Consider the following 14,145-nt stretch of genomic DNA (forward strand, 5'->3'; position numbering starts at 1 on the left):
AGAGCAGATATAAAATATAACATGTTAAAAAATATTTGTCTACATATTTCGGCAAAAAATTCATTTTTAAAGATATAACTAGTTTTTATCATATGGAAATGATGACTCGAACATTCATGTTTATTTAATAAAAGCAAGGAGCCAAGTAAACTCCTTGCCCTTCCCATTATTCTACTACATAAAGAATATTTCCGATTATTTCTAGATCTTTAGGAATTTTTAAATATAAAACATTTACACCAATTGAAGTTTCCATGATATAACGATGATCCTTCTTATTTGAGTCAAACTGTGTAATCACAAACTCCTTTTGAAGCTTATAATAGTCTAGCTCTAATGGTGCAGGTTCTTGAATGATTAATGTTTCTCCTTCTAATTTAACGTACGGTGGATGCAGTTCATCTGAAAAATCAAGACCCTGTATAAACGCCTTTGATGTGTAATGGGTGGCCTCAATCTTCCCTTTCAGCTCATCACTTCTCTCGGCAATAATAAGCATGGACGTGGGGTCTTCATTCATGTTAATACTCAGTTGATCACCACTATAAAAAAACTCCCATGTTTCATTTGTATTCACACCTTCTGTTTGTTCTATCTTTCCTTTATATAACGCATCATAGATGGCATTAGTATCATATTCAACATCATTAGGACTAAGGCTTCCAAATTCCTCGTCTGAATAGGAATAGATGTCACTTGGCAATAGGTAGAAGATGGTGAAGGAAATCAATAGTAGCAGACAATACACCCCACTCATCCACTTAGTATTTAGTTTTGAGAAAAATCCAATTCGCTTCCACTTTATTATAGGAGAGAAAGCAGGAACGAATACTAACATCAAGATGAAGATCAAAATGAAGATTGGAAGAAAACTAAACATACTCATGTTCTAACCTCCATTCGATTAGAAAGTAAGATTGCTATCGCAAAGAACAGAATCGAAACAGATATTGCTTTTATAAAAAACAGTAGAAATGAAGATTCAGATATGAAAATGTTTACTACCTCTCCGTCATTCCTAAATACTAGAAAAAGAAGGAGTGGTGGAAATACAAACATGAACAGTTTATGAATTTGCCCAATCATCCCAACAAGATAGCCTACTGACATAAATAAGAACATATATAAGGTCGTCACGACCATTCCCATTAAAAGCTCACCAACAGAGGTCGGTGCATAAATGAGCTCTTTATCATAATAGCTGAAGACAATGATTAGCTTATACGTCACACTTGCTAGGCTCGTTGTGATCCCTCCAACAAGACTCGCCGTTATAAGGAAGAGAATATTTGAAATACTACTAGACAACCGATTCGTAACAAACGTAAAATCCTCATAACGATATGCCTTCGTTGTCAAAAGGATTGCAACGATGATAGCCCAGATAAATGTAAAACCGATGATTATATCTCCAGAAAAATACGCAATATTCACGGATAAGAAATCAGAGCTTGAGCCACCACCACTACTACTTCCTAATGAAAAGAAGATCCCTACAATTTGCGTAATAAACAAAGAAGTAAAAATTCCAAAAAAGGAATTCCATTTATATCGATACTGTTTGACAGTGATCTGAGATAAACTAGTTTCGGTTAAAGACATCATCGATCCCTCCTGTCATTTTATCTGTAAGAAATACACACAATTCCTCAGTCGACACCGATGATAGTTCAATTCCCTTTGATTTTACTTGATCCTTCTCGTCTTTATTAAACTGATCTTCTACCACAACATATACTTGATTGCTGCCTATGTTTTTTTTATGAAGGACCTTCAAGCCTTTAATCCATTCTTCTACTAACTCAGGTTGACCAGATAGTCCAATTGCAAATTCCTTCATATCCAATACAGGCATATGCAAGCATTTCTGCCCATCCTTAATTAACAAAATGTCCTCTAAAATATGTTCCATTTCTGCTAAAAGATGGCTTGATAAGATGATGGTTCGTGGGAATGCTAAATAGTCTTTTAGTAACGCTCGATAAAAGTCCTTTCTAACAGAAGCATCCATCCCGTTCGTTGGTTCATCAAAAATAGTAATGGGACACCTCGCTGATAAACCAACAATCATATTAAACGTACCTTTCTTTCCTTTTGATAAATGTTCGTATCGTTCATTTCCTTTAAATGAAAAATACGTTAACAGTCCATGTGCCAATTCCTTGTCCCAATTAGAATAGAAGGTACCTGCTGCCTTAATGATTTCTATTAAAGATAAGGAATTTGGGAAAATCATATTCTCATCAATAAAAATAAGATTAGAAGAAACTTTTAAGCTATTAAACGGTTGTTCAGAAAATACACTAATCTCACCATCTGATTTCTTAATTAGCCCTGCAATCATTTTAAGAAGCGTCGATTTACCCGCTCCATTTCGTCCAATTAATCCAGTAATCTTATTTTCTTCTATGGTGAAAGAAAGATTATGAATGGCTTTTGCCCGGCCATAAATCTTAGTAACTTCTTTACACTTAATCACACTCATGTTTGATCCTCTCCCTCCCGTAATTCTGCTTTTACCATGTCAATTAATTCCGACTCACTTACGCTTAAGCGTCTTGATTCCATCACAACTTCTCTTACTAGACCCTTTAGTGTTTGGTTTTTTCTTTTCTGTAGAATGATTTCTTTTGCATCCTTAGAAACAAACATACCAAGGCCCCTTTTCTTATATAAGGTATTTTCTTCTGCTAACAAATTCAGACCCTTTGCGGCTGTCGCTGGATTGATGTTATACATATCAGCCAACTGATATTGAGAAAATACTTTTTGGTCTGCTTGTAAATTTCCATTTAAGATTTCTGCTTCGAGCCATTCTGCTATTTGAACATAAATCGGCTTCGTACTGTCTGTATCTAAAATCAAACGAGTACCTCCCCTCAGTGAGTGGTAAGTTAGTACATTAGTGATATAATGTACTATATTACAATTTCCATAAATATGCAATGGGCTTTCCAAAAAAAAGATAAAAAATGACAATTAAGCCTCTAACAAATGCAGCAGTTATTTGAAATAAATCTGTATGACATAAGCCATAAATAGCGATAACACTTGTTAAGATCATAAAAAAAGGCGACTCTTCTCAAATGAAGAGTCACCTTTTTATCGTATCTTTCTGAATTTTACTATACCAATTATAATTGGAATTCCTGTTCCCATGATGGTGAGTGGTAGAAAGAATTTACTAAGCCCTAGCCCCCACCCTAAGGCGACGGATATTGACTCTACTAAAATGAATGAGAATAAGAGAAGACAAATATTCTTCACCTGATTGAGGAGCTTTCTACTTTGCAGGTAAAACTGCCCTGCGTTAGATTCATTAAAACGTTGAGGATAATTATGAACTTCGGGAAATTTTTCTAATACTTGCATGAATATTGCCATAAAGGCGCCAACTACTGGTAGAATGAGCAATTCCCATTTTGATCCCCACCGGTCCACTTCCCCTGCCATATTATAATGACCTGGCACTTTTTCCGGTAACTGATTCCAAACAGAGATTAATAGTATGATCGAACCGATATAACAGAAATAGCCGAATAGATCCCCTATCCATTCACGCTTTGTTTTAGGAATGACTAGTTTGGGTCGTTTCCATGATTCTGTCATATTCCTCCTCCATTAATGTTCAATTTGTTGAGTATTATCGCTTGTTATTGAAATCTTTTGTTTTAGAATATGATTCATTCTCTCTTTCATCTCATCAGTCGTGACCATACATTTAAAGGTACGATAGTTCGTCTTAATGGTTAATTCATATCCTTGGTTAACTTCCTTTGAAAATCCATAAAAGTTGCTATTATAATCAATGGAAGCAAATGAATACGATTTTATTTTTCGCCAAGGAATAAAACGACTTCCTTTTAAGATTCCTTGATTAGAAATAGCAAACATATTTAATAGATTATGTGTATGGGCAAAGGGTAATAGCACCAATAAATAATAGGACCATTGGAAGTCATTCATTGTCATTCCTAATATAAATAGGATACTCACATATAAAAGCATGATTGAGTATACAATGATACCTACCTTTTGATTAGAATAGCTCGGAAATCTGACATGTTTGTCAGGATATATTCTGATTACTGATAGCTCCTTTGAAGTGGTCGGTAGGAGTAATCCCTTTTTCATTTGAATCAGGACTTGAAAAAACTTGTAAGCAAAATAACAGATTAGCAGTAAAAATAGTACATCAAATAATAGTTTCACTGATACACCACCTTAAACTAGTAACGTTCCAAAACGAACCGTTTAATACACTTCTTTCTCAAAAGTTTCCCCATTACTATAGATCACTTTTAAGACCAGTCTCATATCTTCATATTGCTCCAACTTATTAAGCTGAAAAAATTGTACCATTTCATCAGGATTTTTTTGATCTAATGACAATTTTTCTTCCCCAATCAACTTATCATTTTCATATTTTAAGAGATATACCTCTTCTAAAAGGACAGATGATTTGTTTACATTATGATTGAACAGGTTAATGTTTACCTGGTCATCATAGAAATGTACGTCTGTTTGAAGCATGCCATAAAAGTTGGTACCATAATGCCCTAAATGTTCAGTATAAATATCACTACTTTTCACGACATCATCATAGGTTACAGACACAAAGTATTTAAGCGCATGTTCATTATACCCATCCATTTTCTTTGCTTCCTCTTCCATTGAAGTCGCTGTGCTTCCATTGTCGCTAGACATAATGACAACTTCCCATTGTGGCTCTAATTCTACCTCAAACGGGACCTTTGCTTGAAAGAGACCTTTCTGCACTTCTTCTGCTGTCACCTCTTTATACTCTTCACTGTTACCATAGGCGTAATTGAACACTACCTTTGAATCGTTATGAAGTTCCTTCACCTGCCACTGAATAGTTGCTTCAGCTTGCTTCGTATCTAGTTCAGCTTCATTAACCTCCATCGTAAATGAACTAATCCAGCTCTGTTCTTTTATGAATTCATTTAATGCATGTTGAACATTATTGTTTTGGTTGTCTACACTGCTTATAAGGTGTTGTTGCTGTTGAGATATATTATAAATATTGTTCTCCAGTTGACCTATTTTGTTTAATAAACTGACATTAATCATTACGCTAATCACTAAAGCGAGCACTATAAAGGTTCTAAATCGCTTATTACGATCCACGTTTCCCCCTCCTTCGTTTCATCCTCTTACAATGTAATTAAAAACATCTCTAAGTAATCACCTTAAATTATAATTTTTGTAAAAAATAGGCAGTACTTTATACCTTATCTTACCATATCTCTCCCAACAGTTAAGGGGAAATGAATTTTATAAATGTGCATATTAATTTAATCCCTTTTAAAAATGGAAAAAGAGAGCCAAGTGCTCTCTTTTTTATGTTTATTATGAGATGATCCTTCCTTATTATAAGGATTGCTGATCACTTCTCTTATCAATATAAATAGTATTGTTTTCGTCAATCTGAGCTATAAAAACCTCTTTCATACTAACACCCTTAGATTTAAGAATAAATTCCACCCAACTATGATCTTTGTTAATCGAGGCTAATGAATTTTCAAGTATTTTACCATCGATAATAAAGGTTTGTGGAACTCCTCGTGACGGCGTATTAATTTGCAATTCTGTTTTTGTAGGAGGTAATTCTCCCACTCTTTTTAATGCAGAGACACTTCCATCAGTTTCAAAAAAAGCTATGTCTACTTGATCGACGTAAAATATATTTTTTTTCCTTAGTTGAAACAGTAATTCGTCAACAGATAGGCGTGATTTAGCCATACCTTCTTCATGAATCTTTCCGTTCTTAACTACAAGCGTTGGTTCATCATTCAGGATCTTTCTCGCTTTAAATGATTTTAAAGCTATGTAATCCACCAGTAAAGCTAATATCGCAAAGAGAACAAGTCCTACAATTCCAACTGATTTAGGTACCCCTTGACTAAACATGAAAGCACCGGCTATAGATCCAAGTGTAATCCCTGCCACAAAATCAAAAAACGTCATCTGGGAAATTAGTTTCTTACCTAAAATCCGACACATGGTATAAAGAACGGCAAAAATAAGTAAACAACGAACAATCATTTCTATATAGGTCAATCCATCCAGCCTCCTTCTCTTTGTATATAATTTCCAATCAGGTCTTTTATATCCATGAGGTTTTTTTAGGAGATGACCTTCACTTCTAACTCTATTGTTTAGGAGTTCGTCCGTCATTTGTATCAAAATCCGCACATACCCAGTTTTGCGTTTATTGGGCAATCACCCACCCGAATTCATGGACCTTCTACATAGGATATATCGAATGAATCACTTTGGAGGTGTTAGAATGAGTGCAGTAACAGGTTATGGTGCTGGATTCGCGTTGATTGTCGTATTATTTATTTTATTAATCATCGTGGGATCAGCTTACGTTGGATACTAATTCAAACACTTAAAAAGGAGGAGTTTTCATGTTTGGTACTGGATTAGGTTGCGGAGGTTATGGATTTGGATATACCGCTCCTGTAACAGGAGGTTTTACGACAGGTAGTTCCTTTACGTTAATCGTTGTTCTATTCATCTTACTAATCATCGTTGGCTCTGCCTGGGCTTAATATACTGGAAGGCTCCACAAGTTGTGGAGCTTTTTTTGTATCAGTACATAAAGCTTCCCTTTTTAAAATGCTCTTATACCTCATTAATATTGGCATTGGAGAAGATAAATGCTAGATGTGAAACCGCATGATTAGAGATGAACAAAGAGAAACTAACTCTGCTTCATCATCTTATTTTGTGGAGGTTATGATATGAACAACTTTAACCAAGGATATGGACAAAACCTACCTTTTTCTAATCAGATTTCTGGAACTGACGTACAACATGTTAGACAACAAAACCAACAATCGGCTCAAGCTGGAAACTACGGTGGAGGGCAACAACAACACCAACAATTTATGAACCAACAGCCTTTCAACACTCATTTCCAAGGTGGACAATTCACTGGAGGACCTCAAGCGTCATACCAACATGGGTTTGCTATGACAGATGCACAGCAGGTAAGACAACAAAATCAACAATCTGCTCAAGGTGGAAACTATGGTAGTGGCCAACAATACCAACCACAGCAATATATGAACCAACAACCTTTTAATAACCAGTTCCAAGGTGGACATTTTACTGGGGGCTCACAAGCTGTGTTTCAACATGGGGTCGCTGGAACAGATGCTCAACAGGTTAGACAACAAAATCAACAGTCGGCTCAAGGTGGAGACTATGGTGTTGGCCAACAGCAATCATATCAATATGGTGGAAATACTGGCGGACCACAACAATATGTAAACCAACAACCTTTTACTAATCAGTACCAAGGTGGGCCATTCACTGGAGGACCTCAAGCTGCATTCCAACAAGGATTTGTTGGAACAGATGCTCAACAGGTTAGACAACAAAATCAGCAATCAGCCAATCAACAGTTTGGTGGAAATCAGTTTGGACAAGGGAATTATTACAGTCAACAATAATCTTTTAAAAAGCTGCTTTTGCAGCTTTTTTCAGTAGGTTCCACTCATTTCACAATGTCAGATAATCCTTTACTGGTGAAGTTTGTAAGAGTCTCAGCCAACTCTCTTGGAGTCTTGTCCATCCCTTTATCTAGCCAATTCTTGATTACGTGTATACTGCCACTTACGACGAACAAACTTAAGTAATCAAGAGATCCTTGGTCGAGCTGACTATTGGGCATCCAATTTTTATAAATATGTTCCTTCATAATCAACATCCCCTTTTTCTGAAAATGAATATCGCTATTTTCACTTAAGAGGACTTGGCATAATTCATGTTTCTTCGCAATATACTCTAAGATTTTTTCTGTCATGAGCAGTGTGTCTTCTTCTTTCGAAAAGCTATATTGGCTCAGGGTAGCAATCATATCCTGTATTAATTCTTCTTCAATCGAATGTAGCAGATCATATTGGCTAGCATAATGCGAATAAAAGGTAGAACGATTAATATCTGCCATTTCACAAATTTCTTTGATGGTCATACTAGAAATAGGTTTATTCTTCAATAATTGGATGAGACTATCCTTTAGCACCATCTGTGTATATTTTTTTCGTCTGTCTATTTTAGCACTCAAAATGAACGACCCTTTCCACATTTTTCGGAATATCAAGAGATATCCAACATATAATCACAATCTGTTGTGAACTAGACGTATGTTTGTAAGCTGTTTGTTGTATATCCAACACAGTGTTTATATAATGATAAAGTGAAAATGCGAAAGGTTCAAGAGAGGGTGAATTATGAACAATTTATCAGCTACTATTCTAAAACATAAAAAAGCCGTAGTTATTGCGTTTGCACTATTTACGGTTCTCTCTGCTATTGCTCAATTTTTTGTATCAGTCAATTACAATATGGTGGATTACTTGCCTGATGATGCGGAATCCACTCAAGCTTTAGAAGTGATGGAACAAGAGTTTACCGCCTCAGTTCCAAACACAAGAGTCATGGTAATGGACGTATCCTTACAAGAGGCACTCACTCTTAAAGAAGAGATGGAGGCAATTGAAGGTGTTTCTGAAGTCATCTGGTTGGATGATGTGGTGGATTTGAAGACACCTTTAGAAATGGCTGATCAAGAGATGATTGAAACTTACTATAAAAATGAAAATGCTCTGTTCTCCATCAGTGTTGAGGCTGGTGATGAGGTTAGAATAACAGATGCAATTTATGAATTGATTGGTGAGAATGGTGCAATTGCTGGAGAAGCAATTAACACAGCCTCCTCACAGAAAATGGCTGGAAATGAATCCATGTATGCAGCGATTCTGTTAGTTCCAATCATCATCTTTATTTTAATCATCTCGACAACTTCGTGGGTTGAACCGATTTTATTTTTAACCGCCATCGGTGTTTCTGTCTTGATTAACTTAGGAACGAACATCTTTATTGGTGAGGTATCCTTTGTTACGCAATCCGTTGCCCCGATCCTACAGCTAGCCGTTTCACTCGACTATGCAGTATTTTTGCTACATAGCTTCCATGAATATCGAAAGACAATGAATAGTCCAGAAGAAGCGATGCAGCTTGCCATGAAAAAGTCATTTCCGGCGATCACAGCAAGTGCTGCCACTACCTTTTTCGGATTTATCGCCCTTACCTTCATGGAGTTTAAAATTGGCTCTGACTTAGGTGTAAACTTAGTAAAAGGGATTGTGTTAAGCTTTATCAGCGTTATGGTGTTTTTACCAGCATTAACGTTACTGTTTTATAAATGGATGGACAAAACACAGCATAAAAACTTTGTACCTAGCTTTGAAGGACTTGGAAAGTTTATGTTAAAGTTACGATTTCCAAGCTTACTCATTATTTTTATCATTCTGATTCCAGCCTTTTTGGCACAAAGTAATACTGGCTTTACATATGGACTTGGGGAACTTCCAGAAACATCTCGTGCTGGCAGTGATTTTATCGCCATTAAAGAGGCGTTTGGGGAAGCGACACCACTTGTGCTATTAGTTCCTAGCGGAGATGTTGCGAAGGAAACGGAGCTTGTCCAAGACCTAGAAGAGCTAGATTATGTTACAAGTGTCATTGCCTATGTCAATATGGTAGGACAGGTGATTCCACCAGAATTTTTAGATGAGTCGATTACAAATGAATTCTACTCTGAGAACTACAGCCGAATTGTCATCAACACAAATCAAGGAACTGAGGGGGATATACCTTTTGCCATTGTCCAACAGGTTCAGGATACGGCTGAGGAGTATTATGGTGAAAAAGCACTAAGCCTAGGCGAAAGTGTCACTTTATATGATATTAAAAATACGGTAGCTAAAGATAATGTGGTTGTAAACTTGATCACCGTTATTACGATTGCAATTGTGCTGATGGTTACGTTTAGATCCATTACGATTCCGATTGTCTTATTGATTACCATACAAGCGGCAGTCTGGATTAATTTATCGATTCCTTACTTTACAGAATCTCCACTTGTCTTTGTAGGATATTTAATCATCAGTACCGTGCAGCTTGCTGCAACTGTTGATTATGCCATCTTGTTGACAGAGGCTTATCAGCATCATCGAAAGGAAATGTCAGCCTATCAAGCGATTGTGAAAACAGTGGATGAAAAAACGTTCTCCATTTCGATCTCGGCTGCGATTTTATCCAGTGTTGGATTTATATTATGGATTACGTCTTCTAATCCAATTGTCGGTTCGATCGGATTACTACTAGGTCGCGGGGCCTTACTAGCCTTTATCATGGTTGTTTGCGTCTTGCCAGCAATGCTTTTTGTATTTGATAAACTGATTAGAAAGACAACCTACAAATCAAATTTTTACGAGGAGAAATGATGATGAGAAAAAAACAGTTACTTGTAGTTGCACTATCTTGTTCCCTCTTCTTGCCTTCATTTCTAGTGAATACAAACCTAGTAAAGGCAGAATTAATAGAAGGCAAGTTCACCTCAAAGGATGAAGTCGTATATGCCACTTTGAATGCAAATGGAGCTTTAAATGATCTCTATGTGGTAAATACAATAGATATGGCTTCAGCAGGAAGTATTATCGATTATGGAACATATACAAGCGTAAAAAATCTTACCGATTTAAAGGAGTTACAACAAGAAGGGCAAATCGTACGAATTGATGCGCCTGAGGGAAAGTTTTATTATCAAGGAAATCTGGAAGATGATACTCAATTACCATGGGATGTTACGATTTCTTATAAATTAGACGGACAGGAAATTGACCCAGTAGCACTTGCAGGAAAGTCAGGATCAGTAGAGATTATTATTGAAACAAAAGCAAATGAGAATGGGAATACTGTGTTCTTTGAGAATTATCTTTTACAAGTTTCACTGTTACTGCCAAATACGTACCGAAATATCGATGCGACGGACGGGATTATCGCGAATGCTGGAAAAGATAAGCAAATTACGTTTACTGTGATGCCTGGAGAAGCTGAAACACTTACGATAACAGCAGATGCCCAGTCCTTTGAGTTTGACGGCATCCAAATTGCAGCCCTTCCGTCCACCCTTCCGATTGATACATCGGAAATGGATCATATGACAGAAGATATGGCGACATTATCAGATGCTATTGGCGAATTAAATAGTGGTGTTGCAGACTTAGAGGATGGTGTATCTCAACTAAATGGTGGAGCAGCAGCTCTACGAAAGGGCTCTGTTCAATATCATAATGGCATATCTCAAGCAGGTGGGGCATCCTCTGAAATAGTGAGTGCATCCAAAAGGATTGGTGAAGCCCTACAGACAATCAATGCTTCACTTTTAGCAAGTTCATCTGAGCTAGATTTAACCAGTTTGACTGAATTACCAGCGGGCCTTACACAACTTGCAGCTGGTTTAACTGATACAGTTACTGGGTTAACTAACTTACAAGAAAACTACACGATCGCGTATCAAGCATTAGATGGATCCATTCAAGGTATTCCTGATGTTCAACTAACGGATGAAGAGATTGCTGCCATAACAACTAGCAATGCAGATTCTTCTGTTGTTGAGCAGTTACTTGCAACATACCAAGCAGCACAAACGGTTAAAGCAACTTATTCTTCTGTAAAAGGTGCTTTTGACGCTGTCGCACCAGCATTAACTCAAACGAATGAAGCAGTCACCTTGATGAGCGGCACACTGACTGCCCTTGCAACTGAGCTTACCACCTCAATTGAGGAAATGGATCTAAGCGCATTAGAAGAACTCCAACAAGGAATTGCAGGATTGGCAGCAAATTACGGTGAGTTCCACTCTGGATTAGTTTCCTATACAAAGGGGATCAGCCAATTATCTTCTTCCTATAGCAGTCTCCACTCAGGAATTGTAGATCTATCAGGAGGAACTGCTGGTTTAGAAGATGGTGTTGATGAGCTTCACAACGGAACAGATGAATTATATCAAGAAACTAAGGATCTTCCGGAGCAAATAAAAGAGGAAATTAATCAGATGATTGCAGAGTACGATAAATCGGACTTCGAGCCCGTCTCTTTTGTTTCACCTAAAAATGAAAAAGTTCATTCTGTCCAATTTGTGCTCAAGACCGAAAGTATTGAAATAGTAGAACCAGAAGCAGAGCAAGCAAAGCCTAAAGAAGATAAAGGGTTTTGGGAGTTGTTTTTGGATCTGTTCAGGTAAGACGAAAAAGGGCTTAGAGAAAACGAGTCTCTAAGCCTTTGCTTATTTAATTCGTTCTTGAAATACTATAGAACCCTTTAGCTGCTTAACTGATAAACCTTTAAAATAACCCACCATAAAATGATGCTCCATAACAATATGATGACTGAACCTACTATCCAATTTTTCGGCTTACCATTTTTCATCACTTCTTTTGCTTTCACTTCACATTCTGATATGACTTCCTTAGGTATCACTTTTAATGCAAATATTATACCTAGTGGCACGATTATAACATCATCTAAGTAACCAAGTATCGGTATGAAGTCAGGAATCAAGTCAATCGGACTAAACGCATAAGCTACTACACAAATTGTAAATATTTTAGCATACCAAGGTACTCTTTCATCTTTATAAGCTAAGTAAAGTACAAAGATTTGCTGTTTTAACCTTTTCGCCCAAGCCTTAATTTTCCTCACGAAGTTTTCTCCCCATAAAAAAATTCAAAAGCATTACACATCCTTTGATATTTCTCTTAGCATCAATTTTTTCTGTCTTTCCTTCTCAACTCTCTAATAATCCACATTTATTTCAACAACAAAGGCCACTAATCCTGCTAGGATCAGTGGCCTTTTATCTTAGAACCATATCTATTCTCTAATGACAAAACGTCTAGCACAAAAAGCTAGAAGTGCGATTCTTTATACGACCTCTTGTTCAATCAAAACAACTTGTTGATTTCCTTCGTAACACTTTAAGCTAATACCATAAAAGATTAAACTAACTACAGCCAAGGTACCGAACACTGAATACAAGACACTCCCACCATATGTGTCCAGTATAAATCCACCTAACACAGGGCTAAGTAACAAACCTAGCATGGTTAGGTTTGTCGCACCAAAATACGAGCCCTTTAAATGGGCTGGTGATAATTTGTCAATGTACGTACTAAATAATGGATTTAACAAAGCCTCTGCCAAACTAAAAATAATCATCGACGCAAAGAGAAAGAGTGCAGTTGATGAATAGCCAAAGCCTATAAGACCGATTGCAACCATACTTACGCCTAGATTAATCATAAGTTTTAGCGACTTTTTCTCTGCCCATTTCGCTATTGGTAGTTGAATCATAACAATGACAATAGCGTTGATGACTAACATGATTCCGAATATTTCTCCACCATTAGGGAATTCAATCAGTAGATGTTGAGAAAGAAGCACGGTAAATTGTCCCCAGGCTGTGGTTAACAAAATGCTTCCAATAACGAACATCATTAAGGCGGTATCTTTTCTAAGTGTATGAAAAACATTTTTCACTGAAAACTCTGGTGCAACATCCTTTTTTTCCAGATCACCTGCTGATTCTTGCATGGATTTCACTTGATAAACCAATATGAACCCATATAAAACAAAAATCAAGGCGGTTATTAGAAATGGAGTGGCGGTTCCTGAAACACCAAAAGCAACACCTAGTAATGGACCAACACCCCAACCTATATTTAAAGCTAAATTAAGAAATGCAAAAGCCTGGGTCCTTTCCTGTTTTTCTGTTAATTCGGAGATCATTGCGCGTGATACGGTGTGAAAAATAGTGTTACTCAATCCACTCAACGAAGAAAGCAAGTATAAAAAGATAACCTCATTTACTGTTGCATAGCCGATAAACACAAAGGCTGATGTAAATAGAGATAGGACAAGTAACTTATTTTTGCCGACCTTATCAGACACCACACCTCCTAGAAAACCACCTATCATTCCAGCAATAGCTCCTGAACCAATGATCGTCCCAATCACAGTTGCAGACAAGCCCATGTTTTTGGCTAGATAAATGGCCAAGAAAGGACTGCTCATTGAAATACCAATAAACATAAAGACTGTTCCAATTAATAACACACGAACAATGGGTTGAAAAAGAAAGAAAGACTTCAACATACCCTTCATATTGTTTAACCACCTTGCGTTTTATATTTTGTTTAACAATTGTAAAACGTATTATATATTTAATAATAATAAAATAAATAAAGTTGTCAACAGTTATTT

Annotated in this window: 16 protein-coding genes; 5 read left to right on the plus strand and 11 right to left on the minus strand. The window is 36.7% G+C overall.

The window, feature by feature from the left end; genetic code table 11:
* Nucleotides 1–166: 166 nt before the first annotated feature.
* From G4D63_RS04185 to G4D63_RS04220, 8 genes are all read right to left on the minus strand, one after another.
* Nucleotides 167–886 (minus strand): hypothetical protein, encoded by a 720-nt coding sequence (locus G4D63_RS04185; RefSeq protein WP_163177965.1) that lies wholly within the window; start codon nucleotides 884–886, stop codon nucleotides 167–169.
* Nucleotides 883–1,605, minus strand: coding sequence for a hypothetical protein (locus G4D63_RS04190; RefSeq protein WP_163177967.1), 723 nt, complete (start codon nucleotides 1,603–1,605; stop codon nucleotides 883–885). Before G4D63_RS04190 ends, G4D63_RS04185 begins: the two co-directional genes overlap by 4 nt.
* Nucleotides 1,583–2,485 (minus strand): ATP-binding cassette domain-containing protein, encoded by a 903-nt coding sequence (locus G4D63_RS04195; RefSeq protein ID WP_163177969.1) that lies wholly within the window; start codon nucleotides 2,483–2,485, stop codon nucleotides 1,583–1,585. Before G4D63_RS04195 ends, G4D63_RS04190 begins: the two co-directional genes overlap by 23 nt.
* Complete coding sequence (locus G4D63_RS04200) at nucleotides 2,482–2,865, minus strand: GntR family transcriptional regulator (RefSeq protein ID WP_163177971.1); 384 nt, start codon at nucleotides 2,863–2,865, stop codon at nucleotides 2,482–2,484. Before G4D63_RS04200 ends, G4D63_RS04195 begins: the two co-directional genes overlap by 4 nt.
* Nucleotides 2,866–3,102: 237 nt before the next feature.
* Nucleotides 3,103–3,609, minus strand: a complete 507-nt coding sequence (locus tag G4D63_RS04205; protein WP_163177973.1) for a DUF1648 domain-containing protein — start codon at nucleotides 3,607–3,609, stop codon at nucleotides 3,103–3,105.
* 12 nt (nucleotides 3,610–3,621) lie between these two features.
* On the minus strand, nucleotides 3,622–4,212 hold the full coding sequence (locus tag G4D63_RS04210; RefSeq protein ID WP_163177975.1) for a hypothetical protein: 591 nt from the start codon (nucleotides 4,210–4,212) through the stop codon (nucleotides 3,622–3,624).
* Between the two features lie 42 nt (nucleotides 4,213–4,254).
* Nucleotides 4,255–5,151 (minus strand): hypothetical protein, encoded by an 897-nt coding sequence (locus G4D63_RS04215; RefSeq protein ID WP_163177977.1) that lies wholly within the window; start codon nucleotides 5,149–5,151, stop codon nucleotides 4,255–4,257.
* Between the two features lie 243 nt (nucleotides 5,152–5,394).
* Nucleotides 5,395–6,084 (minus strand): DUF421 domain-containing protein, encoded by a 690-nt coding sequence (locus G4D63_RS04220; RefSeq protein WP_163177979.1) that lies wholly within the window; start codon nucleotides 6,082–6,084, stop codon nucleotides 5,395–5,397.
* Between the two features lie 229 nt (nucleotides 6,085–6,313).
* Here G4D63_RS04220 and G4D63_RS04225 point away from each other — a divergent pair, with 229 nt between their 5' ends.
* From G4D63_RS04225 to G4D63_RS04235, 3 genes are all read left to right on the plus strand, one after another.
* Nucleotides 6,314–6,409, plus strand: coding sequence for a YjcZ family sporulation protein (locus G4D63_RS04225; RefSeq protein ID WP_163177981.1), 96 nt, complete (start codon nucleotides 6,314–6,316; stop codon nucleotides 6,407–6,409).
* A 28-nt stretch (nucleotides 6,410–6,437) separates the two neighbouring features.
* A complete protein-coding gene (locus G4D63_RS04230; protein WP_163177983.1) occupies nucleotides 6,438–6,581 on the plus strand; it encodes a YjcZ family sporulation protein in 144 nt (47 codons plus the stop codon).
* Nucleotides 6,582–6,773: 192 nt separating this feature from the next.
* Nucleotides 6,774–7,487, plus strand: a complete 714-nt coding sequence (locus G4D63_RS04235) for a hypothetical protein (RefSeq protein WP_163177985.1) — start codon at nucleotides 6,774–6,776, stop codon at nucleotides 7,485–7,487.
* Between the two features lie 44 nt (nucleotides 7,488–7,531).
* Here the strand turns inward: G4D63_RS04235 and G4D63_RS04240 are convergent, their stop codons facing one another.
* On the minus strand, nucleotides 7,532–8,101 hold the full coding sequence (locus tag G4D63_RS04240; protein WP_163177987.1) for a TetR/AcrR family transcriptional regulator: 570 nt from the start codon (nucleotides 8,099–8,101) through the stop codon (nucleotides 7,532–7,534).
* 166 nt (nucleotides 8,102–8,267) lie between these two features.
* On the opposite strand from G4D63_RS04240, the gene G4D63_RS04245 reads away from it, so the two are divergent.
* Both G4D63_RS04245 and G4D63_RS04250 read left to right on the plus strand, forming a co-directional pair.
* The gene (locus tag G4D63_RS04245) at nucleotides 8,268–10,325 is read left to right on the plus strand and encodes an efflux RND transporter permease subunit (protein WP_163177989.1); all 2,058 of its coding nucleotides are present in this window, start codon (nucleotides 8,268–8,270) and stop codon (nucleotides 10,323–10,325) included.
* Between the two features lie 2 nt (nucleotides 10,326–10,327).
* The gene (locus G4D63_RS04250; RefSeq protein ID WP_239585858.1) at nucleotides 10,328–12,127 is read left to right on the plus strand and encodes a YhgE/Pip domain-containing protein; all 1,800 of its coding nucleotides are present in this window, start codon (nucleotides 10,328–10,330) and stop codon (nucleotides 12,125–12,127) included.
* 77 nt (nucleotides 12,128–12,204) lie between these two features.
* On the opposite strand, the gene G4D63_RS04255 is transcribed toward G4D63_RS04250, so the two are convergent.
* Together G4D63_RS04255 and G4D63_RS04260 are read right to left on the minus strand one after the other, a co-directional pair.
* Complete coding sequence (locus G4D63_RS04255) at nucleotides 12,205–12,585, minus strand: DUF1232 domain-containing protein (protein WP_163177993.1); 381 nt, start codon at nucleotides 12,583–12,585, stop codon at nucleotides 12,205–12,207.
* A 222-nt stretch (nucleotides 12,586–12,807) separates the two neighbouring features.
* Complete coding sequence (locus tag G4D63_RS04260) at nucleotides 12,808–14,046, minus strand: MDR family MFS transporter (protein ID WP_163177995.1); 1,239 nt, start codon at nucleotides 14,044–14,046, stop codon at nucleotides 12,808–12,810.
* Nucleotides 14,047–14,145: the final 99 nt, after the last annotated feature.

Source organism: Bacillus mesophilus (genome assembly GCF_011008845.1).
Lineage (GTDB): Bacteria > Bacillota > Bacilli > Bacillales > SA4 > Bacillus_BS > Bacillus_BS mesophilus.